This is a genomic window from Mycobacteroides franklinii, from assembly GCF_002013895.1.
GTDB lineage: Bacteria > Actinomycetota > Actinomycetes > Mycobacteriales > Mycobacteriaceae > Mycobacterium > Mycobacterium franklinii.
In genome coordinates this window covers 83,664-109,950 of sequence record NZ_MAFQ01000003.1, presented here as the reverse complement: position 1 = coordinate 109,950, position 26,287 = coordinate 83,664, and the positions used below count along the sequence as shown (strand labels likewise).

The 26,287-nt window shown below is 65.1% G+C and carries 23 protein-coding genes; 13 read left to right on the top strand and 10 right to left on the bottom strand.

Annotated elements, in window-relative coordinates; genetic code table 11:
• The first annotated feature begins 49 nt into the window (after window positions 1–49).
• From B4393_RS04290 to B4393_RS04275, 4 genes are all read left to right on the top strand, one after another.
• On the top strand, window positions 50–1,102 hold the full coding sequence (locus B4393_RS04290; RefSeq protein WP_070938552.1) for a DNA-directed RNA polymerase subunit alpha: 1,053 nt from the start codon (window positions 50–52) through the stop codon (window positions 1,100–1,102).
• Between the two features lie 89 nt (window positions 1,103–1,191).
• Window positions 1,192–1,740 carry a 50S ribosomal protein L17 gene (gene rplQ, locus B4393_RS04285; protein ID WP_078333099.1) on the top strand — a complete coding sequence of 183 codons (549 nt, stop codon included), beginning with the start codon at window positions 1,192–1,194 and terminating at the stop codon, window positions 1,738–1,740.
• Between the two features lie 3 nt (window positions 1,741–1,743).
• Window positions 1,744–2,631: a tRNA pseudouridine(38-40) synthase TruA gene (truA, locus tag B4393_RS04280; protein WP_078333098.1), complete on the top strand. Its 888-nt coding sequence runs from the start codon at window positions 1,744–1,746 to the stop codon at window positions 2,629–2,631.
• A gap of 9 nt (window positions 2,632–2,640) precedes the next feature.
• Complete coding sequence (locus B4393_RS04275; RefSeq protein ID WP_078333097.1) at window positions 2,641–3,342, top strand: hypothetical protein; 702 nt, start codon at window positions 2,641–2,643, stop codon at window positions 3,340–3,342.
• A 14-nt stretch (window positions 3,343–3,356) separates the two neighbouring features.
• On the opposite strand, the gene B4393_RS04270 is transcribed toward B4393_RS04275, so the two are convergent.
• From B4393_RS04270 to B4393_RS04250, 5 genes are all read right to left on the bottom strand, one after another.
• Window positions 3,357–4,070: a cutinase family protein gene (locus B4393_RS04270; RefSeq protein ID WP_078333096.1), complete on the bottom strand. Its 714-nt coding sequence runs from the start codon at window positions 4,068–4,070 to the stop codon at window positions 3,357–3,359.
• Between the two features lie 57 nt (window positions 4,071–4,127).
• Window positions 4,128–4,679, bottom strand: a complete 552-nt coding sequence (locus B4393_RS04265) for a cutinase family protein (protein WP_078280801.1) — start codon at window positions 4,677–4,679, stop codon at window positions 4,128–4,130.
• Window positions 4,680–4,811: 132 nt separating this feature from the next.
• On the bottom strand, window positions 4,812–5,801 hold the full coding sequence (locus B4393_RS04260; RefSeq protein ID WP_078333095.1) for an alpha/beta fold hydrolase: 990 nt from the start codon (window positions 5,799–5,801) through the stop codon (window positions 4,812–4,814).
• A gap of 10 nt (window positions 5,802–5,811) precedes the next feature.
• Window positions 5,812–6,462: a cutinase family protein gene (locus B4393_RS04255; protein ID WP_078280301.1), complete on the bottom strand. Its 651-nt coding sequence runs from the start codon at window positions 6,460–6,462 to the stop codon at window positions 5,812–5,814.
• 1 nt (window position 6,463) lies between these two features.
• Entirely contained in the window at window positions 6,464–7,516 is a 1,053-nt protein-coding gene (locus B4393_RS04250) for an EamA family transporter (RefSeq protein WP_078333094.1), read from the bottom strand.
• Between the two features lie 72 nt (window positions 7,517–7,588).
• On the opposite strand from B4393_RS04250, the gene B4393_RS04245 reads away from it, so the two are divergent.
• Window positions 7,589–8,143: a CGNR zinc finger domain-containing protein gene (locus B4393_RS04245; protein WP_078333093.1), complete on the top strand. Its 555-nt coding sequence runs from the start codon at window positions 7,589–7,591 to the stop codon at window positions 8,141–8,143.
• A 12-nt stretch (window positions 8,144–8,155) separates the two neighbouring features.
• Here the strand turns inward: B4393_RS04245 and eccE are convergent, their stop codons facing one another.
• On the bottom strand, window positions 8,156–9,793 hold the full coding sequence (gene eccE / locus B4393_RS04240; RefSeq protein ID WP_078333328.1) for a type VII secretion protein EccE: 1,638 nt from the start codon (window positions 9,791–9,793) through the stop codon (window positions 8,156–8,158).
• A gap of 232 nt (window positions 9,794–10,025) precedes the next feature.
• Between eccE and eccB the strand changes: the two genes are divergently transcribed.
• On the top strand, window positions 10,026–11,507 hold the full coding sequence (eccB, locus tag B4393_RS04235; RefSeq protein WP_078333092.1) for a type VII secretion protein EccB: 1,482 nt from the start codon (window positions 10,026–10,028) through the stop codon (window positions 11,505–11,507).
• Window positions 11,508–11,537: 30 nt separating this feature from the next.
• Here the strand turns inward: eccB and mycP are convergent, their stop codons facing one another.
• Together mycP and eccD are read right to left on the bottom strand one after the other, a co-directional pair.
• Window positions 11,538–12,977, bottom strand: coding sequence for a type VII secretion-associated serine protease mycosin (gene mycP / locus B4393_RS04230; protein WP_078333091.1), 1,440 nt, complete (start codon window positions 12,975–12,977; stop codon window positions 11,538–11,540).
• Complete coding sequence (eccD, locus tag B4393_RS04225) at window positions 12,974–14,509, bottom strand: type VII secretion integral membrane protein EccD (RefSeq protein WP_078333090.1); 1,536 nt, start codon at window positions 14,507–14,509, stop codon at window positions 12,974–12,976. The genes mycP and eccD overlap by 4 nt, the downstream gene beginning before the upstream one ends.
• A 268-nt stretch (window positions 14,510–14,777) precedes the next feature.
• Between eccD and eccCa the strand changes: the two genes are divergently transcribed.
• The 7 genes from eccCa to glmM all read left to right on the top strand — a co-directional run bounded on the left by eccCa (window position 14,778) and on the right by glmM (window position 23,596).
• Window positions 14,778–18,761, top strand: coding sequence for a type VII secretion protein EccCa (gene eccCa / locus B4393_RS04220; RefSeq protein WP_078333089.1), 3,984 nt, complete (start codon window positions 14,778–14,780; stop codon window positions 18,759–18,761).
• Complete coding sequence (locus tag B4393_RS04215) at window positions 18,758–20,149, top strand: type VII secretion-associated protein (RefSeq protein ID WP_078333088.1); 1,392 nt, start codon at window positions 18,758–18,760, stop codon at window positions 20,147–20,149. Before eccCa ends, B4393_RS04215 begins: the two co-directional genes overlap by 4 nt.
• Before the next feature lie 144 nt (window positions 20,150–20,293).
• Window positions 20,294–20,593 carry a WXG100 family type VII secretion target gene (locus tag B4393_RS04210; RefSeq protein ID WP_078333087.1) on the top strand — a complete coding sequence of 100 codons (300 nt, stop codon included), beginning with the start codon at window positions 20,294–20,296 and terminating at the stop codon, window positions 20,591–20,593.
• 39 nt (window positions 20,594–20,632) lie between these two features.
• Window positions 20,633–20,923 carry a WXG100 family type VII secretion target gene (locus B4393_RS04205; protein ID WP_236737575.1) on the top strand — a complete coding sequence of 97 codons (291 nt, stop codon included), beginning with the start codon at window positions 20,633–20,635 and terminating at the stop codon, window positions 20,921–20,923.
• A 289-nt stretch (window positions 20,924–21,212) separates the two neighbouring features.
• Complete coding sequence (gene rplM, locus B4393_RS04200) at window positions 21,213–21,656, top strand: 50S ribosomal protein L13 (RefSeq protein WP_070938577.1); 444 nt, start codon at window positions 21,213–21,215, stop codon at window positions 21,654–21,656.
• Complete coding sequence (rpsI, locus tag B4393_RS04195) at window positions 21,653–22,174, top strand: 30S ribosomal protein S9 (RefSeq protein ID WP_078280276.1); 522 nt, start codon at window positions 21,653–21,655, stop codon at window positions 22,172–22,174. Before rplM ends, rpsI begins: the two co-directional genes overlap by 4 nt.
• Before the next feature lie 102 nt (window positions 22,175–22,276).
• Window positions 22,277–23,596 (top strand): phosphoglucosamine mutase, encoded by a 1,320-nt coding sequence (gene glmM, locus B4393_RS04190; RefSeq protein ID WP_078333086.1) that lies wholly within the window; start codon window positions 22,277–22,279, stop codon window positions 23,594–23,596.
• Here glmM and B4393_RS04185 read toward each other — a convergent pair.
• Window positions 23,593–25,107, bottom strand: coding sequence for an alkaline phosphatase D family protein (locus tag B4393_RS04185; protein ID WP_078333085.1), 1,515 nt, complete (start codon window positions 25,105–25,107; stop codon window positions 23,593–23,595). The two genes, glmM and B4393_RS04185, sit on opposite strands and share 4 nt — an antisense overlap.
• Window positions 25,108–25,167: 60 nt before the next feature.
• Window positions 25,168–26,205: an LLM class F420-dependent oxidoreductase gene (locus B4393_RS04180; RefSeq protein WP_078333084.1), complete on the bottom strand. Its 1,038-nt coding sequence runs from the start codon at window positions 26,203–26,205 to the stop codon at window positions 25,168–25,170.
• Window positions 26,206–26,287: the final 82 nt, after the last annotated feature.

Here is a 26,287-nt window from a genome sequence, read left to right as displayed (position 1 = left end):
CCACTGACCGGCATCAAATAGCGGGTGCCGAGAAGGAGATACACAAAGAATGCTGATTTCTCAGCGACCCACCCTGTCCGAGGAGACGCTGGCCGAGAACCGGTCGCGCTTCGTCATCGAGCCCCTGGAGCCGGGATTCGGCTACACCCTGGGTAACTCGCTGCGGCGCACCCTGCTCTCGTCCATCCCGGGCGCGGCCGTCACCAGCATCCGGATCGACGGTGTGCTGCACGAGTTCACCACCGTTCCCGGGGTGAAGGAAGACGTCACCGACATCATCCTGAACCTCAAGAGCCTCGTGGTGTCCTCGGAGGAGGACGAGCCGGTCACCATGTACCTGCGCAAGCAGGGACCGGGCGCCGTCACCGCTGGTGACATCGTGCCGCCCGCCGGTGTGACCGTGCACAACCCCGACATGCACATCGCGACGCTGAACGACAAGGGCAAGCTGGAGATCGAGCTCGTCGTCGAGCGTGGTCGCGGTTACGTCCCGGCCGTGCAGAACAAGGCCTCGGGTGCCGAGATCGGGCGCATTCCCGTCGATTCCATCTACTCGCCGGTGCTCAAGGTGACCTACAACGTCGAGGCCACCCGCGTCGAGCAGCGCACCGACTTCGACAAGCTGGTGCTGGACGTCGAGACCAAGAACTCGATCGGCCCGCGTGACGCGCTGGCTTCGGCCGGCAAGACGCTGGTCGAGCTGTTCGGGCTGGCACGCGAGCTCAACGTCGAGGCCGAAGGTATCGAGATCGGGCCGTCGCCGGCCGAGGCAGACCACATTGCCTCGTTCGCGCTGCCCATCGAGGACCTGGACTTGACCGTCCGTTCGTACAACTGCCTCAAGCGCGAGGGTGTGCACACCGTCGGCGAGCTGGTTGCCCGCACCGAGTCGGACCTGCTGGACATCCGTAACTTCGGCCAGAAGTCCATCGACGAGGTCAAGATCAAGCTGCACCAGCTGGGTCTGTCGCTCAAGGACAGCCCGACCAGCTTCGATCCGTCGGAGGTCGCCGGATACGACGTCGCCACGGGCACTTGGTCTGACACCGGCTCGTACGACTTCGATGGCGATCAGGACTTCGCCGAAACCGAACAGCTCTAACTGGGCATATAACCCCGGGGCTTCGCCCGCCCGGATCCGTCCCGGCCCTACCTGATACGGGGGCCGGCCCCGAATAGGAGATAGTTGCAATGCCCAAGCCCAAAAAGGGTCAGCGGCTCGGTGGGTCGTCTTCACATCAGAAGGCGATCCTGGCCAACTTGGCCACCGCTCTGTTCGAGCACGGCCGGATCAAGACCACCGAGACCAAGGCCCGCGTGCTGCGGCCCTACGCCGAGAAGCTGATCACCCACGCCAAGAAGGGCGATCTGCACAACCGGCGCGAGGTGCTCAAGAAGATCCGTGACAAGGACGTCGTGCACGCCCTTTTCGAGGAGATCGGTCCGTTCTACTCCGATCGCAACGGTGGCTACACCCGCATCATCAAGGTCGAGAACCGCAAGGGCGACAATGCGCCCATGGCGATCATCGAACTGGTGAAGGAGAAGACGGTCACTTCCGAGGCCGACCGGGCCCGCCGGGTCGCGTCGACGAAGAAGGCCGAGGCTCCCGCCGAAGAGGCTGTCGAGGTTGAGACCGACACCGCCGATGACGCGGCCGCCGAGGACGAAGGTGCGGCGGGCGCCGTAACTGACACGGCCGAGGCTCCCGCTGCTGAGGACACAGACAAGAAGGAGTGACCTTTGGTCACCTCTGACAACCAGCCCGCTACCGGAGACGGTGGCGGGCTGGTTCGTTTACGGCTCGACATCGCCTACGACGGAACCGAATTCGCCGGTTGGGCGACCCAGGTCAATCAGCGCACCGTCGCCGGGGTGCTGGGTGAGGCATTCACGACCATTGTGGGCGAGCCGGTCTTATTGCATGCCGCGGGGCGCACCGATGCGGGCGTGCACGCCACGGGTCAGGTTGCGCACCTGGACGTTCCGGCGGCATGCCTGCCCGAATTGCTCGGCCGGTACCGCCCTGTTGGCGCTCCCGAGTTCGACCGGCTGATCCGGCGGCTGTCGCGTTTTCTGCCCAACGATGTGCGAGTCCTCGACATCTGCCGGGCCGCGGCACATTTCGATGCCAGGTTCTCTGCGCTGAGACGCCACTACGAGTATCGCTTCTCCACGGCGTCGTTCGGTGTGCTGCCCATGCAGCGCCATGACGTCGTGGGGTGGCACCGCGCGCTGGATGTCGATGCCATGAACGAGGCCTCCCGGGAACTGTTGGGCTTGAACGATTTCGCGGCGTTCTGCCGCCACCGTGAGCGCGCCACCACCATCCGCGAGCTACAGCGATTCGACTGGGTTGCGGACGGACATCAACTGACCGCACATGTGAGCGCCGACGCCTTCTGCTGGTCGATGGTGCGCTCGTTGGTGGGCGCGGTGCTCGCGGTGGGGGAGGGCAGGCGGCCGGTGCAGTGGTGTGCCGATCTGCTGAAGAAGGAAAGACGTTCAAGCGATTTCGCAGCCGCGCCGGCGCGCGGGCTGACGCTGGTCGGGGTCGATTACCCGCCGGACGACGAGATGGCGGCCCGCGTGATGATCACCCGTGATGTGCGTATCAGGCCGTCCGACTAGCCTTTCGGCATGACGAACGTACGTTGGCTCGGGGTGGCCGCGGTCGCAGGCATGATGTGTGTCGCCGGGTGCGGGGGCGCAGCGAAGACGGACGTCCCACCCAGCATCAGCAGCTCAACCGCGACAACCGCGACAAAACCTGCCAAGGCGGCCAAGGACTTGGTCCTCACCGCCGCCGAGCTGCCGCCGGGTTTGACCACGTCCGCGATTGAAAGCGACGAGAAGCAGGCGATTCTGGATCAACTGACCGGTTCGGCGGATAAGGGCGCTGTGTTTGAGCCCGCAGATTGCCGGCGGCCGTCGATGTTCGATGCATCGGCGCCCGTGGATGCGGCAACGTTGGGTGTCGTTGTCGGAGAAGCTGGGCGTGGGTACTTCAACGAGGCCGTCGTGGCGCAGCGGCCTGCTCTCGCCGAAATCCGTACGTTCTTCGACAAGTGCAAGTCCGTGCGTGAGACACGTGAAGGTACCTCGATCGAGACCACCTACACCCTGTTGGATGGCGCGCAATCTAAGGCCGATGAGTTGGTACTCGTCGAAGAGAACGTGCCCGGAGCAGTGCTCAAACAGGATGCGTACACCGCATATGCGAGTGTGGACGGGAACGCCCTGTGGGTCCGGATGAGGACCGTGGGGGGCGACGCGCCGGATCGTTCACTGTTCGATCAACTGGTCACCGCCTCGATCAACAAGGTCGCCAACGCGAGTTAGGCAGTGCGCCAGTACTACTCGGCTTCGCTTTCGCCGTGCCGGTTGAGTTTCGAGGCGACGAACGTCGCGGCCTCAGCGGGTAATCCGGTGCGCTCGTAGGACGTGTGGGCATCCCAGCTGTTGTTGGGCCCGGCCATGCAGATCGGGTCTCCTTGGTTGCAGAGATCAATTGCACGCGAACCGAATACGCCGGCGATGCCGCTCAGTGGGCCGCCGGTACGGTGGGTGGCATTGCCGAATGTCGCGATCGCGACGATGCGATCGCCCACCGCAGGCGGCAGCGGGCGGTTGAATCCGATGCCGACGTTCGGAACACCGATAATCGTGTCGATCACCTCGGCGCCCATGGAGTATCCGCCGATGACGAGCTTGGTCCGCGGGCAGCTCGCCGCTACCGACTGCAGGTGATTGCTCAGGTCATTGGCCCCGCCGCCGGCCGAGAAGATGCCCGCGTCGTAGTTGACGGGGTAGACGTTCATGCTGGCACCGGTGGCTTGGATGCGTGGAGTCAGGGAGTCGACGAACTCGTCGCCGACCCGGCCCAGACCGACAGGCTCCTTGCGTCCCCGCGCAAAGGAGACATCGACATCCGAACACGGATCTGCCGAGGCGTGAGGTGCCGCATAGACAAGCCCGACAACATTTGCCGCTGCCAGCGCAAACACCGTCAGGGCAACAAAGTAACTCAGGACAACGCCGACCCTCGTGCCCCGCTGATGCGTGGTCACATCACGATGCTACGGCTCAGGAAGTTCTCGCGCGCCGTTTCTGTGGAGTGCCCGGTGCTACAGCTTGCCTGCCACAAACGATGCTGCCTGTGCGGGCAGGTTCGTCTGCTCATAGGTCTGGTGCGCGGTCCACGAGCGGCCGCCTTCCTGGCAGACCGGGTCACCGGGGTTGCACTGGTCGATCCACCGTCCGGCAAGGGGGCCGGTCATCGCGCCTCCGCGGCGGTCGATGTTGCCGAATGTCGCGATCCCTCTGATCCGGCCGGCGACGTCCGGCGGCGGGTTGCCTGCGACGTCATTGACGACGGTTGCGCCCATCGAGTAGCCGCCGATCACGAACTTGGTGTTGGGGCATGACGCCGCGACCTGGCTGAGGTGGTTGCGCAGGTCGTCCGCGCCTTCTCCGGTGGAGAGCAGGCCGGCGCTGTAGTCCACGGCATAGACGTTCATGCTGCCGATCTTGGGCCCGAGCGCATCGACAAACGCTTGGCCCACGCGGCCAAGGCCGGGCGGCTCGTCACGCCCGCGGGCGAAGGAGACATCCACGGCGGCACACGGATCGGCTGCTGCGGGTGCGGGCTGCGAAATGGCCACCAGGCTGGTGAACATGAGCAGTGCGGCTAGCAGGTATCCGGGCCGCCGGATGTACGAGACTGCAGGTGAAACAGCACTGTGCGTCGTCACAGGCAAATGCTACGGGTGAGTCAACCTAGTTGTCATATCGGTGCGGTATGGGCCGCATCACCTGGGCGGAAGCGCGTCGAGGAACTCAACCATCGCGTGGTTGACCGTATCTGGGCGCTCCATCTGCACGAAGTGCCCGGCTCCCTCGATGACCAGGACTGATCTCAGACCGGGAACGAGATCGGCCATGGCGGTCATCGGATCGCGGCCGAGCATTTCCAGGACCGGGTCGGCCGAACCGGCGATGAAGGCCACCGGTACGCCGATGGGTTTGTCGTGCCGGTCTGCGTTCTGTGCCCACACCAGGTCCTCGGCGCGGTACCAGTTGAGGCCGCCGGTGAATCCCGTCCGCGCGAATTCAGCGGCGTAGTAGTCGAGGTCCTGCTCGGAAAGCCAATTCCAGGGCAGGGGAGGAGGACCCGGAAGTACGTCTAGGTATCCGTTGCGTTTCCCGTCCATCCGCGCCGGATGGTCCCAGCAATCCAGATAGCGGTTGGCTCCGCTGAGGGCGTGGAACAGCGTGGCCAGAAACAGCTTTGGCTGTGCGTCCAGTTCGGATTCGGCCACACCGGGCTCCTGGAAATACTCCAGATGTGTGAAGTGCTGAGAGGCAAGGTAATTGAAACCCACGCTCGGCGTGACCGGAAGGCGACGGGTCCGTGGTACCGACAGCTGGATGAGTGCACGGACTCGATCCGGCGCCCACGCCGGCATGTCCCACACCAGATGTGCCCCGAAATCGTGCCCGCAGAACACCGCATCTCCGAGATGCAGGGCGTCTAGTAGCCCAACGAGATCCCCGACGGTGGTGGCGCGGTCGTACGCGGTGACATCCCGCGGGGCCGTCGTGCGTCCATAGCCGCGCATATCCGGTGCGATGGCCCGGTACCCGGCCGCGGACAGTGCGGCCAGTTGGTGACGCCAGGTGTACCAGAGGCCGGGAAAGCCGTGGCACAGCACCACTGCCGGGCCCTCGCCCTGCTCGACGACATGTATGTCGATTCCATTGACCGACAACTGATGATGGGTGAGCTGAGGGGCAGTCACCCGGCCGAGGTTAGTTGACCCTGGCGGCTGCGAAATCCGCGGCCTGGTTGATCAGTGCGGGCGGATAGGAGGTGTGCGATTTCCAGGTCTCGTTGTCTCCGGCCATGCAGACCGGATCGCCGTCATTGCACAGATCCAGCACCCGATCGCCGTACGCGCCGGCCAGATTCTGAACCGGTGCAAAGCGATTGACGATGTTGCCGAACGTCACAATCGCGCGGATGTGGTCGCCCACCTCCGGAGGCACCGGGTTGTCGAAGGAGAAGAGGTTGCCGATCTGCACCGGTCCGGGCACTCCCAGTGCGGTGTCGACCACACCGGCGCCCAGCGAGTACCCACCGACCACCAACTTGCTGTCGGGGCAGGCGTTCGCGGTCTGCTGCAGATGTGCGCTGAGATCATTGGCGCCGCCGCCCACATCGGTGTTGGCGTCGTACTGCACGGTGTACACGCCCACATCCTTGACGCGGTTGCGTAGCGCGCTGATGAACGCGTCGCCGACATTTCCGGCGCCCGGCGGCTGGGAGCGGCCGCGGGCGAACGACACCTCGACGTTGTGGCAGGCCGCGGATGCGGTGGCGGGAATGATGACCGCCAGCCCGGTAGTCAACATGACGGCCGCAACCGAAATAACCGCCGCGCGGGCGGCGGCGGTGAGCAACTTACTGGCTGGGCGTGGATTCGGTTGTAGCGTCACACACCGAGATTACGGATAATTCGCTGTCGTTGCCATGTGATTTCAATCCCGCAGGTAGAGAAGCTGTGAGTCCGGCTGTGCTGGATTCGGGCTCCGGAGGGGTATCTGAACCCCGGTGCGCGAGCACCAGTCCGGCGAGGATGACGGCGGCTCCTGCGTACTGGATGGGCGCAATGGTTTCCCCGAGTAGTGCCCAACCTGCGATTACGGCGCACAGCACCTCGGTGAGGGCGATCAACGACGCATAGCTCGGCTTGAGTCGGCCAATGGCGGCGATACCGGTGAGATAGGCGATGGCGGTGGTAACTACGCCGAGAACAAGAATGGGGATATACACCGGTGCATGCCAGCCGGCGACGTGCACGTCCTGGGTGGAGAAGGTCATCGGCATGATTCCGGTGAGCCCGAAGCCGCCGACGGCGATGGCTCCGACCAGCAGCCCGCTCGTTGTCAGCGTGATGGTTTGCAGCCCTTCGGCCTTGCCGCCCGCACGGTGCGAAGAGATGAAGTAGTACGCGGCGCATACCGCGGCTCCCAGTCCCCACAGGACTCCTACGGGCTCCACGCGAGATCCACTGAAGATGTTGAGCACCAACAGCATTCCCAACAAGGCGAGGGTTGCGCCGGCGAGTACCCGGGTGTGCGGCCGTTGTCGGGTGTACAACCAGGTCCAGGCGATCACCAAGATGGGGCTCAGAAACTCCAGGAGCATCGCCACCCCGACCGACATGTGCCTGATCGCGCCGAAGTAGCAGAACTGGGCGCCGGCAACGGGGATGATTCCGTAGAGCACAACGACTTTGGCGTGCTTTCGGGCCTCGGAGAACCAGCCGGGCGCCACGATGCAGGCGGCCACGATCATGACTGCCGCGCCGGTCGCCAGGCGCGCGGTGACCACGGCGGTCAACGACCAGCCCGCCGCCATGAGCGACTTGGCGAAGGGACCGGAAAACCCGAAGGTGGCGGCGGAGACGAGGGCGAGAATCACGCCGGCCCGGAAATTGGCCTTGTCGTTCACCGCACCTCCCGCATGTCATGAGTAAAATCGAATACGGTCATGACCGTATAGGCGAAGGATGTAAGGTGTCAAATGCTTTTCACTCATGACACGGAGCAGGGTTTGCGGTCGGCCGCCGAGCTGATCAACACCGGCCGCAACGACCGGGAACTGCTCCCGGATCTGGCGGCATTGCCGCCGCTGCTGGATCGGTACGGATGGACGGGCAGGCGGGACGGGGACAACGCCGAGCTGGCGGCCGTCAAGGCCTTGCGGACCCGGCTGGGAGATATCTGGGCCCATATCAACGACGAGGAGTATGTGGTGCAGCAGGTCAACGCCCTGTTGGCCGATACCCATGCTTCGCCGTGGCTGACCCGGCACGTTGAAGAGCCCGATTGGCACCTGCATATGGCCGCCAGTGATGCGCCGCTGGCGGATCGCCTGGGCGCCGAGACCGCCATGGTGTTCGCCGACCTGGTGCGCACCGGGGAACAGCGGCGCCTGAAGACGTGCGCTGCCCCGGACTGTGATGCCGTCCTGGTTGACCTGTCGCGCAACAGATCCCGGATTTTCTGTGACACCGGCAATTGTGGCAATCGGCAGCATGTCGCCGCCTACCGGGAGCGTCTGCGCGACGAGCCCTAGTGCACGAAAACGCTACTGCGCGAAGGCCTGTATCGGCCGGCCCAGATAGGCGAGCTCATCGCTCACCGTGACGAGGCGGACCTGGATGGTCTCGGAGCCCGCGGTCAGCAGAATGTGATCGCCGTATCCGTTGGGCTGGTCGATGATGACATCGGGCCGTGCCGGAAGTGCGTCGTACTCGCTGCTGATGATGTGCAGTGCGGTGCAGTTGCTGGGCAACGCGGTCGGCTGCATGCCGTCTACCACTGCCAGGCTGCATCGGGGATCGATAAATCCTGGGCCACTGGCGAATTGGATGCGATTGGCATCGCCGATCGAGGTCACCATGACATCCCACATGTGCGGACGGTCGGTGTAGACGACGACGAGTGCTCCGATCGCGACCGCTCGGAGTACCACCTGCTGGCAGACGTACAACTCGGCGCGCACCACCACGGTATGTACGCCCTGTCCAGACAGCCGCGCCGCGATGGCGCGGCCTGACATATCGGATCCGATCAGCTGACCGCAGCCCGATGTCGGCAGATGGATGCCGTCGAGTTCCTCGTTGCTCATCTCGATGCTGCGGGTCAGGTACTCCAACCCGATGGCGCCCACCGGAAGTCCGGCGAAGAACGCGTCACGCTGGCTGCCGTTGAGCGAAGTCATTCCGGTAGAGCGGCGCACCGGCATCTGTTCGTCGGTGGCCCACCGCACCAGCGCGCCCACCGAGGTGCGGCCCTTGGTGGCGGGGCGTAGCCGAACCGTCACGCTGGTTTCCAGCGTCGGACGGGCCCACAATCCGGTCAGGGTCGCATCGGTGATGTACCACGGGTCGATTCCCATGGCCACGTTGTAGGAGTCGATGAGCATGAGCCCGCTCCACTCCTCGTGCATGGGCGCGCCCGCGTACTGGCGGAGCATCTCGGCGCTGATGCGGTGAATCTGGCCGGCCTGCAAGATGGTGCTGGCGCAATGGGCCGTGGCCAGAGCGCGCCGGACGCGTGCCGTGGCGATGACAGCGCATCTCTCCGCGCCGCGACGGCCGCCCCCGCGGCGGAATACCGCGTCGACGTTCACGCCGGGGTCGAACCGCAGCACCACCCAGACGGTGCGGATGGCGACGGCCGGCAGCGGGCCTACCAGCCGGTCGTATCCACCCCGCAAGACCGTGCCTTGGGCGGTGCGCTGGCCGTTGCTGATGACATCGATGCTTTCGAGTTCGATGTCGTTTTGATGCATGCACTCGCGCAGCACGCGCAGCGGCACCAAAGAGTCGGTGGCGCAGTGATCCGGGGTGATGACCGAGGGGTGGCGCTGGGTGGCACTGATTTCCAGGACGGTGATGAGTTTGCCGTTTTCCCAACGGGTCCCGGTCCAGCTGTCCTGGCTGCTGGGGGTGGTGTCGGCGATGCTGCCCGAGCTTCGGTAGGTGCGGCCCGTCAGGTACTTGAACCCGGTAACTGCCCAATGCCTGACGGTCTGGCCGCCCCATCGGCCGAGGACGAGTGCCAGTGACACGATGGCGATCAACAGAGCAGCCCACCACGGCCAGCCGAACAGCAATGAAACCAGGACCGCGGCGAGCACCAGCAACTGCGAGATCACCATGATCTGGATCGGCATCGTCGCCCGGCGTACCTGCTCCGGAGCCGCCCCGCTCGAGGTCACCATTCCCCCTTCTGTTCCGCCATAACAGCGGTGGATATCGCCGCACGACCCGTTCGGTCACTTTGGCCGCCACCCGGGCCACCACCCGCAACCTATCGTGGTTGCCCAGTATTGCAATAGGCTGCATGGCCGTGTGGCCGGTACGTAGGATCTAACAAGATTTTGGGGCCGGCCTAGAGGCATCGCTCAGGTCGTAGATTCGATTTTCGCAGTATTTCCTGGAGGGGGGACGATGGCGCGACAACCGACAACCCGGCTGCAAGTCAGTGGGTACCGGTTCCTGGTGCGGCGCATGGAGCATGCACTGGTTCGCCGCGACGTCCGAATGATCCACGACCCGATGCGGTCGCAGTCGAGCTCACTCGTGGTCGGCATCGTGCTGGCCACCGTCATGGTTGCGGGTTGCGCGATCTTGGCCTTCTTTCGGCCGAACATGCCGTTGGGTGATCAGCCCATCGTGATGGGCAAGGACACCGGAGCCGTCTACGTCCGGATCCAGGACACACTTCATCCCGCGCTCAACCTGGCCTCCGCACGGTTGATCTCCGGCAACAACGAGAATCCCAAGCCGGTCAAGGATTCGGAGCTTGCCAAGGCGCGCCGCGGCCCGCTGGTCGGGATTCCGGGTGCGCCGGCATCGATTCCGGGGGCCTTGTCGGGTGACGACACCATCTGGACGGTGTGTGACGTCGCGACGCCTCCGCCGAGCTCCACCGTCACCACCACCGTCATCGCCGGCAAGGTGACCCTGGAGAACGGCAACCAGGAGATGCCGAAGGACCGGTACGCCCTGGTGACCGTGAACAGTCAGATGTACCTGCTCTACGACGGAAAGCGCGCGGCGGTTGACCTGACCAACCCCGCCGTGACCCGCGCGCTGCGCCTGGAAGGCGTGACGCCCAGGCCGATTTCGATGAACGTGCTGAACGCGATTCCCGAGGTGCCGGCCATCGCTCCGCCGCCCATCCCGGACGCCGGGGCGCCGTCGCCCATCACGACCGCGGGTGTTCGGGTGGGGTCGGTCATCAAGATGAGCCGCGCGGATTCCGCCGAGTACTACGTGGTACTCGCGGGCGGGGTGCAACGCATCAACGAGGTCACCGCGGATCTCATCAGGTTCTCCGACTCGCAGGGCGCACAGGACATCCTGTCCGTCGCGCCCGATGTTATCGCGGGCCACCCCAGCCTCAATCTGCTTGCGGTGCAGACATTTCCGGATCGCGCCGGGAAGATCGTGGACGTCCCGGAGAAGTCGGTGTTGTGCAGCAGCTGGAAGCCGGGTCAAGAGAAGACCCAGGAGCACGCCTCCACCAAGCTTTTGATGGGTAGCTCGCTGCCGTTGAAGACCGACCAGGTGCCGGTGGTGTTGGCGCAGGCCGACAAGGAAGGCCCCAACGTCGACACGGCGTACATTCCGCCCGCTCACAGCGCCTTCGTCCGCTCGACCGGCCTGGGCGGGGATACCGGGCGCGCCGAGTCGCTCTACCTCGTCCTCGACACCGGTGTGCGCTTTGGTATCGGGAGCCTGGAGGCCGCGAAGGCCTTGGGGCTCACCGTTGAACCGGTCCCCGCACCGTGGCCCATCGTCGGGCTGCTGCCCCCGGGTCCGCGGTTGAGTAAGGAAGACGCACTCGTCGTGCATGACGGCATGCCGCCCGACAAGACCGGTCTGGCGATCAACCCGTCGACATCGGCCACCCAGGCGCCGTCCTAAACGGCCTCACCGCCGGTCCCGACTGTCGCGCTACTCCTCTGGGTTTTCCCGGCTCTGCCGGAGCCGGCGAACCGGTGCCAACATCGCCAGGGCGGCAGCGAGAAATGCTGCGCAGACCGCTATTCCGATGAGTGCGACGCGTCGCGGGCGGGGGTCGGGCGGTGCCGGAGCGGGTGGTAGCACCAGCTTCTTGGCCGCGTTGGCCCGCGAGAGGTCGCTGGTGGTGCCCAGGTCATCGCTTACCGCCGCGAGCGCGTCCACCACGCCGAAGCCCAGATATGGATCCCAGCCGCCGGGTGGGCGGTGCGCCGTGTTCTTGATGCGATCCATCACCTCGCGCGCACTCAGCTGAGGAAATCGTGAACGCACCAGCGCGACAACGCCACTGACCACCGGCGCGGAGAAGCTGGTGCCCTGAATGGGGACTGGCCCCTGGTCGCCCATGTAGGCGTTGGTCAGCGCGTCGCGGTTGGGATCCAGGGAGACGATGTCCTCGCCGGGAGCGGAGACGTCCACCCAGGGGCCACCGAGGCTGAACTTGGAGGGCTGCCCGTCCGGGCCTATCGAACCCACCGTGAGGACGAGGTCGTTGTACCACGCCGGACTCACGGTCTCCAGGACGGAGTCCCAGTCCGGGGTGTTGGGGCGTGCCGGATCGGGCGGGGGATTCTGGCTCTTGCACTGCCCGTCGCCGACGTTTCCGGCGGCGACCACGACGACGACGTTCTTGACGTCCACGGCGTATTGCAGTGCGGCGCCCAGCGGCCGATCGTCCAGGAATTGTTTGGCCGAGGCGCATGCCACCTCGGAAATGTTGATGACGGTCGCGCCGAGGTCTGCCGCGGTGCGCACCGCCATGGCCAGGGTGTCCACGTTTCCGACGCCACTGATCTTGGAGGGATCGTCGCGATCGCTGCCGCCCTTGTTCTTCACCGCGAACTTGGCGCTGGACTGACGAATGCTGATGAGGCTGACGTCCGGGGCGATTCCGCTGAATGCGCTTGCTCCGGTGGGATCCGGTGCTGCCGCGATGATTCCGGCGACGATGGTGCCGTGGGCATCACAGTCCTGAGTGCCGTTGCCGCCCTCGAAGACGTAGTCACCGCCGGGGATCACGGGTGGTAGCCGGGGACTGCGGGCCACACCGGTGTCGATCACGGCGACCGTCTGACCGGCCCCGCGCGAGAGCTGCCAGACCAGCGGCAGGTCGAGTCCGCGTTGTTGCGTGGGGACCTTGTTGAGGTCGCGCTTGGGATCGATGCCCGGGAAACGGCACAGTTCCTTCTGCTCGGTGGGCTCGATCGGGGCGGGGGGACGCGGGCCGGGCAGCATGCTCGGGTCGACCGGCAGCGGGGCGAAGGCGTGTGCCGTCGCCAGCATGTGCATCGAACCTGTCGCCAGCTGTGACGACATCGCCAGCATCGCAACGGCTCCAGCGGTGGCGATACGGCGGGCCACGCCGAGGCTCATGGCAGGTTCAATCCCCGCACGGCGCTGTACACGCCACACACCCAGACGGCCACCGGAACGATGAGAGATAGCGCAATGTATTCGATGATCTCCACGGTACGACGCGCAACGGGTGAGTACTTGCGTGCCGACACCAGGAAGCCCAGCGCGATGGCAGATCCGGCCGCAATGGCCGTCAACACGGTGGTGAAGACCGCGCCCGCCGGATATGCGACCGCGACGAACGCGAATGCCGCCACCGGAATGGCGATGCCGCCCAGGTTGATGGCCACCGTCTGCGCCAAGTCGGCATGCGAACGCGCGCGAAGCATCATCGCGAGCGCGATCAATCCGGCCAGCACCACACCACTGAACCGGTGCGCACCGGTGGGATGATGAGCGCCCGCCCCGGAGAAGGTCAGCGCCGCAAGCATGGCGCCCACGGCGGTGACAGCGGATGTTCCGCACACCAATCCGGTCAGCACGGCATGCGCTCGCAGGGCCTTCTCACGAAGGTCGGGGAGAGGCGGCAGCGCCGTGGCGTCCTCTACGTCGTCGCCCTCGGTATCGAGTCCGTCCAGACCTTCGATGGCTTCGATTGGCGCCGTGGAATGTTCAGGACGAGATGGTGCGCCCTGGGTGGGCACCGGGGGCAGGGGGAGCCGGGCGAGAACCATCGCCACTCGCGGCGAAAGCGCTACCGCACAGATTCCCACCGAGCCGAGTACGGCTCCCAGGCTGTAAATCGGAGGCTCGAACAGCACGTAGCCCAAGGCCGCCGCGAACCCGAGAAATGATGCCGAGGCGACGGCGACCAGTGAGGTCGTGCCGGTGCCGGTCGCGCGCATGGCAAGAATGGACACGACCATCGCCACCATGAGCGCCAACATCGCGTGTGGAGCGCCGTACTTTCCGGGCACGAAAAGCGCGCCCGCCACCGCCGAAAAGCCGACGGCGCAATGACTCAGCATCACCGAGGCGAGTGAATCGTCGTAAACCCTGTTCGCGAACACCGCGGCTGTCATCGCCACCAACGCGATTGCCACCGCGATGATGGGCAGGAGTAGGCCGGGGTTGGTGGCGCCGGCGCGCAACAGCGCGGTAGCGCCCAGCACGGCAGATAGCCCGCACACCGTCGCGCCGAGAATCCGGGCGGCGTTCCGGCTCCACGGATGAGCCGACACCGTACGGAATGTCGACACCGCGAGGAACACGTCGTCGAACAGCGGGTCCGGCGCCGCGACATCGGACCGGGTGAGAATCAGCTGATCGCCGTCGCGGACCTCCAGTTCCCCCAGGGTGCTGGACATCTGCAGTGGTGGCTGACCAGGCCGGGACAAACGCCAATGCGTTTCCACAGCGTCTTCGGGGCTGGTCAGCTCCGGGACACCGACATGCTGGTTGATGATGTCGACGACCGAGCCGACCAAAAGAGCCAGCGGAACACTCGTCGGCAGCGCCAGGTCTACCTGAGTGCGCTCAGCCTGAATGGAAACGCGGCACAGTTCGAGAACCGCCGAACGTTGCTCGGCGCCCGACTGCGCATGTGTCATGCTGTGCCCCCTGCCTGCCCCCACGATCATTGATCTTTGCGCATGCACACTAGCCGAACGCGACTGAACGCCGCCAGCGGTTCGGTGCATCCGGGCGGGCGTCAACCCGATGACCAGCGGTAGCGGCCATCTTATGGGCGAATTCGTTGCGGCACCGGATATAACGGCCCTATCCTGTAGCCCGCCGTGGGCTGGGCGGTAGCGTGGACTCGGTAGATTGCCACGAGATGCGACGCGGGGGAACCGGAGGGCCAGGGGTGAGCACCGAGTGAACACCACAATCTTTATTCGGCGGCCTCGGCTTGCCGTGCCGCGCGTGCCGGGCGGCGAGGTCAATGTGCAGCCGCCACCGGAGATTCCACGGCCGGTGCCGTCACCGATCATCGCCAAGATCATGCCGCTGGTCATGGTGGTGGCAATGGTCGGCATGATCGCCTTCTTCGTCACTTCGGGGAGCTTCGGCGGTGGCGCGGGCGGCGGCATGATGCGCAGCCCGATGTTCATGCTTTTTCCGATCATGATGATGGTCTCGATGGTCAGCATGGTGTCCAACAGCGGGGGCAAGGGCGCCAAGACCAGCGAAATCAACGAGGACCGCAAGGATTACCTGCGGTACCTCGAAGTGGTGCGTAAGAACGTCACCGACACCGGTGGCGCTCAGCGCAAGGCCCTGCTATGGAACAACCCGGATCCCGCTGCGCTCTGGACGTTGGCCGGCGGCCGCCGCATGTGGGAGCGGCGTCCCGGCGACAGTGACTACTGCCATGTGCGCGTGGGAACTGGCGATCAGCGACTCGCCGCGCAACTGGTGGCACCCGAGATCGGGCCGGTCGAGGAGCTGGAGCCGGTCGCCTCCGTCGCGCTGCGCCGATTCGTTCGAACCCATTCGCTGGTTCCGGAGCTGCCGATCGCGTTGAACCTGAGGGGTTTTGCGGCCGTCACCATCGACGGTTCACCAGAGGTGGCACGAGGCATGTTGCGCGCCATGATCTGCCAGCTCGCGATGTTCCACGGCCCCGATCAATTCCTGGTCGCGGCAGTGGTCAACCGGCACGCGGCACCGCACTGGGACTGGCTCAAATGGCTTCCGCATTCCCAGCATCCGAGTGCCTTCGACGGCGTCGGCTCATCGCGCCTGGTCTACCACTCACTCGGTGAGGTGGAGGAGTCGCTGGCATCGCTGATTACCGAGCGTGAACGGTTCTCCCGGACCGCGCAGCCCTCGCCCGATCGGCCACAGATTCTCATCGTCGTGGACAGCGGCACGCTGATCGGTTCCGAACGCCTCATCGTCGACCACGGCATCGACTCGGTGACCCTCGTCGAGATCGGCACCAGGGTCGATCCACTCGCCGCCCGCCGTGGTATGCAACTGGAGCTGACCGAACGCGGGCTGGGCGCTAAGGGAAACGTCGGGTCCGAGGTCTTCGCCCACCCCGATCACCTCACCATCACCGAGGCGATGGCGTGTGCGCGCCGACTGGCGCCCTACCGGGTGCTGACCGGCAGCGGCGACGAGGTTCAGATCCAAACCGAGGTCAGCACGCGCTGGTCCGACATCGTGGGCATCGGCGATCCTGGGCTGCTCAATCCGGAAGTGGTGTGGCGCAACAGAGTTGGTCGTGACCGGCTGCGGGTTCCGATTGGCATCGCGGTCGACGGCACCCCGATGGAACTGGATATCAAGGAAGCCGCCGAGAACGGCATGGGGCCGCATGGGCTCTGCATCGGTGCGACCGGTTCGGGCAAGTCGGAGTTCCTGCGCACATTGACGCTCGGCATGATCGCGACCCATTCGCCGGATGCGCTCAACCTCGTGCTCGTCGACTTCAAGGGTGGCGCGACGTTCCTCGGTCTGGACCGAGCGCAGCACGTCGCGGCCATCATCACCAACCTCGCCGAAGAGGCAAACCTGGTGTCCCGCATGAAGGACGCGCTCGCCGGTGAGATGAACCGGCGCCAGGAGCTGTTGCGTGCCGCGGGCAACTTCGCCAATGTCACCGAATACGAGCGCGCTCGCGCCGCCGGAGCGTCCCTCGCCCCCTTGCCCGCACTCTTCATCATCGTCGACGAGTTCTCCGAATTGCTGAGCCAGCACCCGGATTTTGCGGAGCTGTTCGTGGCGATCGGACGTCTGGGCCGGTCGCTACATGTTCACCTGTTGCTCGCTTCGCAGCGTCTGGATGAGGGTCGTCTGCGCGGACTGGAATCGCACCTGTCTTATCGGCTCTGCTTGAAGACTTTCTCTGCGAACGAATCCCGTGCCGCGATCGGCGTGCCGGATGCTTATCATCTGCCCAACACTCCCGGTTCCTGCTATCTCAAAGACGACTCGGGCGAGTTGACGCGATTCCAAACCTCTTACGTGTCTGGCGCGTATGTGCCGTACGGCCCGACGCGCCGGGCCGTGTCCTCGGGCGGCGGGGGTGCGGCGCCGCGCCTCTTCACCGCGGCGCCGGTGGCACTGCAGATGCGTCCCACGGAAGTGGTCGAGGACGATTCGCCGGCCGTGTCCGAAGCCACCGGACGGTCTGTCATCGACACCATCCTCGATCGCGTTGAGGGACACGGTAATCCGGCACACGAGGTGTGGCTGCCGCCGTTGGACGATTCGCCCACTCTCGGCGATCTGATCCCTCGTCATGGCCGCGCCGGTTTCGACGCGGTGGGCAGTTTGACTGTCCCGATCGGCATCGTGGACCGTCCGTACGAGCAACGGCGTGACCCCTACATCGTCGATTTGTCCGCTGCCGCGGGCAATGTCGCCATCGTCGGTGCGCCGCAGTCCGGTAAGTCGATGGCCGTGCGCACCTTGGTGACGTCTCTGGCCATTACCCATAGCCCGGCCCAGGTGCAGTTCTACTGCCTGGACTTCGGTGGTGGCACGTTGACCTCGCTGGCCCAACTACCGCATGTCGGTTCGGTGGCCAGCCGATTGGAATCGGATCTGATTCGCCGCACGTTCGCCGAGATGTTGACGATCGTCAGATCTCGCGAGAACGCCTTCCGCGCTTACGGTATCGACTCGATGGCGGAGTACCGGCGACGTAAGGGCGCCGGTGATCCCCAGCTCGCCAGCGATCCGTTCGGTGACGTGTTCTTCATCATCGACGGTTGGTCCACCGTCCGTCAGGAGTTCGAGGCTCTCGAGCCGCAGGTCACCGCGCTCGCGGCCCAGGGGCTCGGTTTCGGTGTGCACACGGTCGTGACGGCATCGCGCTGGGCGGAAATCCGCCCGGCCCTGAAGGACCAGATCGGCACGCGTGTCGAGCTTCGTCTCGGTGATCCACTGGACTCGGACTTCGACCGCAAGCTGGCACAGCTTGTTCCGGATGGCAGGCCGGGCCGCGGTATCACCCGCGACCGCCGGCACATGCTCATCGGGCTGCCGCGTGTCGACAGCGTCTCGTCGAATCAAGACCTCGGTGATGCCATCGGCGCTGCCGCCGCGAGCATGCGGCAGCGCAGCTCGGCGGAAGCTCCGCAGGTGCGCATGCTGCCGCACAAGATCGATTACGCCGCGCTGGTTCCGCAGGCGCCGCAAAACGATCAGCCCAACCTGCGGATCCTCGTGGGTATCAACGAGTCCGAGCTGGCTCCCATGTTCCTGGAGTTCGGCGAGCAGCCGCACATGATGATCTTCGGCGACAGCGAGTGCGGTAAGACCGGTCTCTTGCGCACCATGTGCCGCGAGATCGTCCGCACCACCACCCCGCAGCAGGTGCAACTGTTCATCGTCGACTACCGCCGCACCTTGCTCGGTGTCGTCGAGACCGAACACCTTGCCAAGTACGCGATGTCGAGCAACACCTTGGTCGATGAGGTACCGGCGCTGATCGAGTTGCTCAAGTCGCGTATGCCGGGACCCGATGTGACACAACAGGAGTTGCGGGACAGGTCCTGGTGGTCCGGTCCCGAGATCTACATCTTGGTCGACGACTACGACCTGGTGGCGCTGGCCAGCGGAAACCCGTTGCTGCCGTTGGCCGAATATCTGCCACACTCGAAGGACATCGGCCTGCACGTCGTCATCGCGCGGCGCACCAGTGGTGCTTCCCGGGCGATGTTCGAGCCGATGATGGCGCGCATGAAGGATCTCTCCTGCATCGGCCTGCAGATGAGCGGTAACAAGGACGAGGGCGTGCTGCTGGGCACGGTTCGGCCGAGTGAGCAGCCGCCGGGCCGGGGCACGCTGGTCATGCGTTCGGGTGGTCAGCAGCTGGTTCAAGTCGCGTGGAGCGATCCGCAGTGACTCTCGATCGCGACCCGCAGACTGGGACGCGGGTAGCGATCGAAGTGACCGAAACCGCCGTCCGGGCGCGAACCGAGGGCGGTGTTCGAGAGGCCGGGCGCTCCGATGTCCGATCGGCGGTGGCCGCACTCGATGACGACATGGCCCTGCTGCCTGGTCGGGTGGTCCCCTCCCGCGCCTTGTGGGCAGCGTTGTTCGAGTCGCTGCTTACCGATCGGAATGCGCCGGTCCGTCTCGATTCGATGGTGCTGATCCACCCGACGGCGTGGGGCCCGGGACGGCGCACCTTGTTGTCGAGTGCCGCGCGGATGATGGCGGCGACGTTGACGGTGCGGTCGCGGGCCTTTGCGCTGGCCGAGCGCGGTGTGCGCACCGATTTGTCCGGCCGTTCGTTGGTGGTGGTGGAGGTATCGGCGAACGAGGTCGCGGTCATCGTGGTGGGGCACGGTTCGGACGGTGAGCCGGCGTCGACGGTTCGTCATCTCGAAGACCGGTCTTGGGAGACCAGAAGCGCCGCCGAGGTTGCGCGTGCGGTGGGGCGCGCTGTCGAGCAGGTGGTCCGGGATGAGCGACCCGGCGTCGCCGCGATTCTCGTCGATTCCGCCGACAAGGATTTGGGCGAGGCGATTGTCGACGCGATCGATCGGATCGGCCTGACTCCCGGGGTTTCGCAGGTGACCGCCGATTCGGTGTTCCGCGATATGCGCCAAGCGCCGCGCGGTTCGGCGTTTATCGACCAGGCTGTTGACGAGCCCGCCGTGGCCAGAGTGTCCGAATGGACGCCCGCGGCGCCCGCACGATCGGCCCCACGGCTTTCGAGGTGGTGGCCGGCTGCTGCGATGGGTCTGGCTGCGGCGATTGTGGTGACGGGTGTGGTGCTGACCGTGGCGTCCACGCGGGAGCGGCGGGCCGACCCATCGCAGCAGCCGGTGGCGCCCACGATTGCGACCTCGTTGCTGGTGGAGGGGCGTGTGCAACTCATGGTGCCCGCCGAGTGGGCGGTGCGACGGATACCTGCCGGTGGCGCCGGGTCGGCCCGGGTTGAGGTGATATCACCGGAGAATCCCGAGGCGATAGTGCACGTGACCCAGGTGCGGGTGAAGCCGACGGAGACGCTGGCGGCGACGGCCGAGACGTTGCGCGCTGCCATGGAGAAGGAGCCGCCGGGATCATTCACCGATTTCACCGCCGAGGACAGGAAGATGGACCGTCCGGCGGTCACCTACACCGAGGTTCGGGAGGGTCATGACATAGCGTGGACCGTACTTCTGGACGGAGACCTGCGGATAGGCGTTGGCTGCCAGTCTGAGAAAGGTAGCTATGTTGATGTTCAACAGGCCTGTGAACTAGCAATTCGGACTGCTCATGCGGTAAAGTCCAGTAGCTAGCAAGATTGCTGAAAAAAACTTTAAAAAAGATGGAACCGATCTGACGGTAGGGCCATCGTATGTAGTTGTAAGGACAAAACCGGCCAGAAACCGGACGTCACACCCGTGACTGGCCGGGCCTGGGGAGAACAGGGAGGTTATCGAATGACAATGGAGCAGGATCTCGGGGCGATCATCAAGGCCGAGTCGGATATCAATGGTCGGCATGATGAACTTTCGACGCTGACAACGCGGCTTCAGAATGAGTGCGAGAGCGTGCCTCACTCCGTCTGGCAGGGCGGCGCAAGGCAGTCCTTCGACCAGGCAGTAGCTCGGCTGCATGAAGAGATGCGCAAGACCAATCAGTCGCTCGCGATGATTGGCGAAGTGATGCAAGGCAACCGGAAGCATGTCGAGGAGGAAATTGCCAACCAGCAGCAGTCCATCGGCGGCATCGCGAACTAAGCGCCAGTACATCCACGAAGGTAATGGGAGGAAATTGCAGTGAGTGACGTAATTACATATGACCACGCTCAGATCAACGCCTTGGTCGACCAACTGAAGAGTATCGCCAACAATTACTCGCAGACCCTTGCTGATCTTCAGCATGATGTCGCACCGTTGGCTCATAACTTGGGTGACGACGCAGGTGCGTACCAAGAGGTTCAGAAGAATTGGCACCAGCAGGCGGACACGGTTCATCAGATCCAGAGCCAGCTGAATTCCGTTGTGGATCAGGCCAACTCGGACATGCACCAGACCGACAAGTCCAACGCGGGCCGCTGGCACGGCTAACCTTGGGTTAGGAAGTAGACCCTGCGGGGCCTTGGTGGAGGAGAGCCACCAAGGCCCCGCGGTTTATTTTTGGGGTGGCTGACGTATGCGCCGGTGTCGCGGCGCTCGACCGCGTTTTGACCTGCGGCGACGTGTCCCGGTAAGCTTCCCCGTTGGCGTGCGGTATGTCATGCACACGAGGCTCGGGTCACCACTGGTCGCCGAGATCAACCTCCACCGCGCGCCGTGACCAGTCCCTCCGAACGGATGAAACCGTCCGGGGATCCACCCGAGTAGACAAGGAAAGATTGTGCCTACCTACACGCCGAAGGCGGGTGACATCACCACGAGCTGGTATGTCATCGACGCCACGGATGTAGTGCTCGGCCGTCTTGCCGTTCAAGCAGCCACTCTGCTGCGCGGCAAGCACAAGCCGACCTACGCCCCCCATGCCGATGGTGGCGACTTCGTCGTCATCATCAACGCGGAGAAGATTGCCCTCAGCGGCAAGAAGCTCACCGACAAGTTCGCCTACCGTCACTCGGGTTTCCCGGGCGGTCTGCGCAAGCGCAGCATGGGCGAGCAGCTGGAGAAGTTCCCCACCCGCACGGTGGAGAAGGCAATCATCGGCATGCTGCCCAAGAACAAGCTCGGCCGTCAGATCGAGCGCAAGCTGAAGGTGTACGCCGGTGCCGAGCACCCGCACGCCGCACAGCAGCCGATCCCGTTCGAGATTAAGCAGGTGGCTCAGTGACCGATATCGCCGAAGAGCAGACCCCCGCAGAGGACGCTGCGAACACCGACACCGCTGACCAGGCGGTCGTCGAGGTCGTGGTCGAGGAGACGGAGGTCGTCAAGGCCGCTCCTCGTGGGCCCGTCGTCATCGACAAGCCCATCCAGACCGTCGGCCGCCGCAAGGAAGCCGTCGTTCGCGTCCGCCTCGTTCCCGGCACCGGCAAGTTCCACCTGGATGGCCGCAGCCTGGAGGAGTACTTCCCCAACAAGGTGCACCAGCAGCTCATCAAGGCCCCGCTGGTCTCGGTGAACCGCGTCGACAGTGTGGACATCTTCGCCCACCTGACCGGTGGTGGCCCCTCGGGTCAGGCCGGCGCGCTGCGCCTGGCCATCGCCCGTGCGCTCATCATCGTGGAGCCCGAGGACCGTCCGGTGCTGAAGAAGGCCGGCTTCCTGACTCGTGATCCGCGTGCGATCGAGCGTAAGAAGTACGGCCTCAAGAAGGCCCGTAAGGCGCCTCAGTACTCGAAGCGCTGATCGATCCTGTTCGTCCGCGTATTGCGCCGGCACACAACCTGTGTGTCGGCGCAATCGCGTTTATTGGGCCGGTTGGATGACCGGTTATGGAAGGTTTAGTGCATGGGCTCACTCTTCGGTACGGACGGCGTTCGCGGTGTCGCGAATGCAGACCTCACGGCCGAGCTAGCGATCTCACTGGGGTCTGCTGCGGCGCGGTCGTTGACGAAGGGGCAGGCCACCGCGGTCGTGGGCCGCGATCCGCGCGCCAGCGGTGAGATGCTGGAGGCGGCGGTTGTCGCGGGTATCGCGGCAGAAGGTGTGGACGTGCTTCGGGTCGGGGTGCTTCCCACTCCGGCGGTGGCCTACCTGACGGGCGCGTACGGCGCGGCGTTTGGTGTCATGATCTCTGCCTCGCATAACCCCATGCCGGACAACGGGATCAAGATCTTCGGCGCCGGCGGTCACAAGCTCGACGACGACGCCGAAGACGCCATCGAGGCGCAGCTTGAGGCTCCTGCGGTACGTCCGACCGGCGCGGGAATCGGCCGGGTACGTGATGCCGCGGACGCTCTCGATCGGTACCTACACCATGTCGAGAACGCCGGCACCCACCCGCTGGACGGGGTCACCGTGGTGGTCGACTGCGCGCACGGCGCGGCCTCCGATGCGGCACCGCTGGCCTATCGGGCGGCGGGTGCGCACGTCATCGACATCAATGCCGACCCCGACGGGCTCAATATCAATGACGGCTGTGGGTCAACACATCTCGGCCCGCTGCAGGCAGCGGTCCGCGCCCACGGTGCGCACCTCGGGCTCGCGCACGACGGCGACGCCGATCGATGCCTCGCCGTGGATGCCGACGGGAACGCGATTGACGGTGACGCCATCATGGTCGTGCTTGCCGCGGCGATGGCCGAAGCCGGCGAGCTGACCGACAACACCTTGGTCACCACGGTGATGAGCAATCAGGGGCTGCACATCGCCATGCGCGCCGCGGGCATTGACGTCAAGGTGACAGGGGTTGGCGACAGGTATGTGCTGGAGGAGCTGCGCGCTGGCCAATTCGCCCTGGGCGGTGAACAATCCGGCCACATCGTGCTGCCGTCCCTGGCCACCACCGGCGACGGTATCGTCACGGGCTTGCGACTCATGTCGCGCATGGCGCAAACGGGTAAGTCATTGGCCGAGCTCGCATCCGCTATGCGCACCCTGCCGCAAACGCTCATCAATGTGCCTGTCTCGGACAAGCACACCGTGGCGCAGGCGCCCGAGGTGCTTGCCGCCGTCGCCGCGGTGGAATCCGAGCTTGCCGGCAATGGCCGAATTCTTTTGCGCCCCTCGGGGACCGAACAGCTGGTCCGCGTCATGGTGGAGGCGGACGAACAGTCGACCGCGCAGCGCCTCGCCGAGCGGGTGGCTCAGGTGGTCGGCGCGGTCTAGACGCGTGCCAGGGTGCGTGTGTACAGCGCCGAGCCCACCGCGTCGCACAGGGTGACGGTCAGATCGCCACTGCCGCCGTCGATGTCGATCTGCCCGAAGTGTTGATAGCCGTCCAGTGGTGACTGCTGATCGGCCGGGGCTGCGTGGACGAAATCGGCTCGTGGACCGAAGGTTCCGTCAAGGACGGCCTCCTTCCCGGCGCCCGCGTTGAGTGGACCCGAGACAAATTCCCAGAACGGGTCGAAATCTGCGAAGGCCGCTCGCGCCGGCGAGTATTCGTGCGCCGCGGTGTAGTGCACATCGGCCGTCAGCCACACCACGTTGCGCACCTGGCGCGCCTTGAGCTGCGAGAGAATGTGCGCCAGTTCGGTTTCCCGTCCGAGCGGTGGACCGTTGTCGCCGTTGGCGACGGCCTCGAAGTCGGTCTTGCCGTCGGGTACCACCAGCCCCAGGGGCAGGTCGTTGGCAACGATTTTCCATACGGCCTTCGATGAGGCCATGGCGTCGATGAGCCATGCGGTCTGACGGTCACCCAGGATGGCGCCGTGTTGCTGCCGGTTGGGCGAGTTGGGGTCTTTGTAGCTCCGCATGTCGAGAATGAACACGTCCAGCAGCGGTCCGTACGAAACCCTTTGGTATACGCGGCCATCCACCGCTTCGCGGGGTTCGAGCGGTTGCCACTCGTGGAATGCCCGGTGGCCACGCTGGGCGAGTACGTCGACACGTTTCTCGGTGTACTTGTCGTTGTCGAGAACCTCGCCCGGGTACCAGTTGTTGATCACCTCGTGGTCGTCCCATTGCACAAGCTGCGGCACGTGCGCGTTGAAGTACCGGTAGTTGGCATCGGTGAGGTTGTATGCGTGCTGGCCGCGATACTGGTCGAGGGTCTGCGCGACAGCGCTTTTCGCCTCGGATACCTCGTTTCGCCAGATCCGCCCGCCGGGCAGGGTCAGTGTCTCCGGGATCGGCCCATCCGCGTACACCGTGTCGCCGCTGTGAATGAAGAACTGTGGATTCCGCTCGGCCATCGTGCGGAAGACCCTCATTCCGCCGATATCGGGATTGATACCGAATCCCTGTCCCGCGACGTCGCCGGACCAGATCAGCCGCACATTTCGTGCCGACGTCGGTGCGGTCCGGAAGACGCCCGTGAGCGGCTCGCTCAGCGTTCCTTCCGAGTCGAGCGTCACCCGGTAGTGCACCTCGGCGTCCGCGGGAAGACCAGTCAGGCGCAGCCGGCCGGTTCCGTCCGTTTCCGGGGTGAGGGCCGGGCCGGTGAAACGTTGCACACCCGTAAAGCGTTCGGTGGCAGCCGTTTCGACAATCATGGTGGCGGGCCGATCCGAGCGCGCCCAGATCACCGCGCCGTCGGTGTGGGGGAATCCGCTGGCGACTCCGTGCGTCAGCCTCGGCCGCGTTGTCGCCAATGCGGGTCCGCACGCGGCCGCCGGGGCAACCGCGAGCCCCAGCAGGGCGGCACGCAGCACCGTGCGACGCGGGATGACTGTCATCCCACCACCTTCGACGTGATGGGCGAACGCACGCCGAACGCTAGGCGAACGGCGCGCGAATCAGAGCAGCTCGCGCAGCGCCTCGACATGCTTGATCCGCCCTGCTGCGTCGGCCGCGAGCGGGGCCACGTTGAGAGTTGTCACCCCGGCTTCCTTGAAGGCGGCAACCCGTTCGGCGACAAAGCTCTTCGGCCCGATGAGGGAAATGTTCCTCACCAGCTCGTCGGGCACCGCGTCGGTGGCTTCGGCCTTCTTGCCTGCCAGGTAGAGCTCCTGGATGGTGTCTGCTTCCTTGCCGAACCCGTAGGCGGTCGCGAGATTGTGATAGAAGTTCTTGCCCTTGGCGCCCATGCCGCCGATGTACAGCGCGAGGCTCGGCTTCACGAATCCGTACAGCGCCTCGACGTCGTCGCCGATCGCGAGCGCGGGCCCGGCGTACACCTCGAGCTCACCCAAGGACGGGTCCCGCTTGGCCTTGCCCTCGGCCAGGGCTGCGCCCCACACGTCATTGGCCTTCTCGGGCAGGAAGAAGATGGGCTGCCAGCCCTCGGCGATCTCGGCGGTGAGCGCCACGTTCTTGGGACCGAGCGCGGCGATGAGAACTGGGATGCGGTCGCGCACCGGGTGGTTGATGAGCTTGAGTGCCTTGCCAAGACCGGTGCCCTGCTCCGGGGGAAGCGGCACCGTGAAGTACTTGCCCTCGAACTCGAGGCGCTCGCGGCGCCACACCTTGCGGCAGATCTCGACGGTCTCGCGGGTGCGGCCGAGCGGTGCGTCGTACTTCACGCCGTGGAATCCCTCGATCACCTGGGGTCCCGAGGCGCCGATACCGAGAACGAACCGGCCGTTGGAGACGTAGTCCAGACCGGCGGCCGTCATGGCCAGCAGGGTGGGGGTGCGGGTGTACAGCTGGAAGATGCCCGACGCGAGCTTTACGGTGGATGTCTTGGCAGCGAGATATCCGAGCTGACTCGCGGCGTCGTATGAGTAAGCCTCGGCGACGAATGCGATATCCAGGCCGACTTTCTCCAGTTCAGCGAGTTCGTCGACCACTTCGGTGAATCCGCCGGCGTAGCTCAGCGTGGTTCCAATGCGCATGCGGCGACCCTACCCGACCAAGCGGTTGAACGGGAAGATGCTGTGAGCCACAGATCGGTGAAAAAAGATGGAACCGGAATCG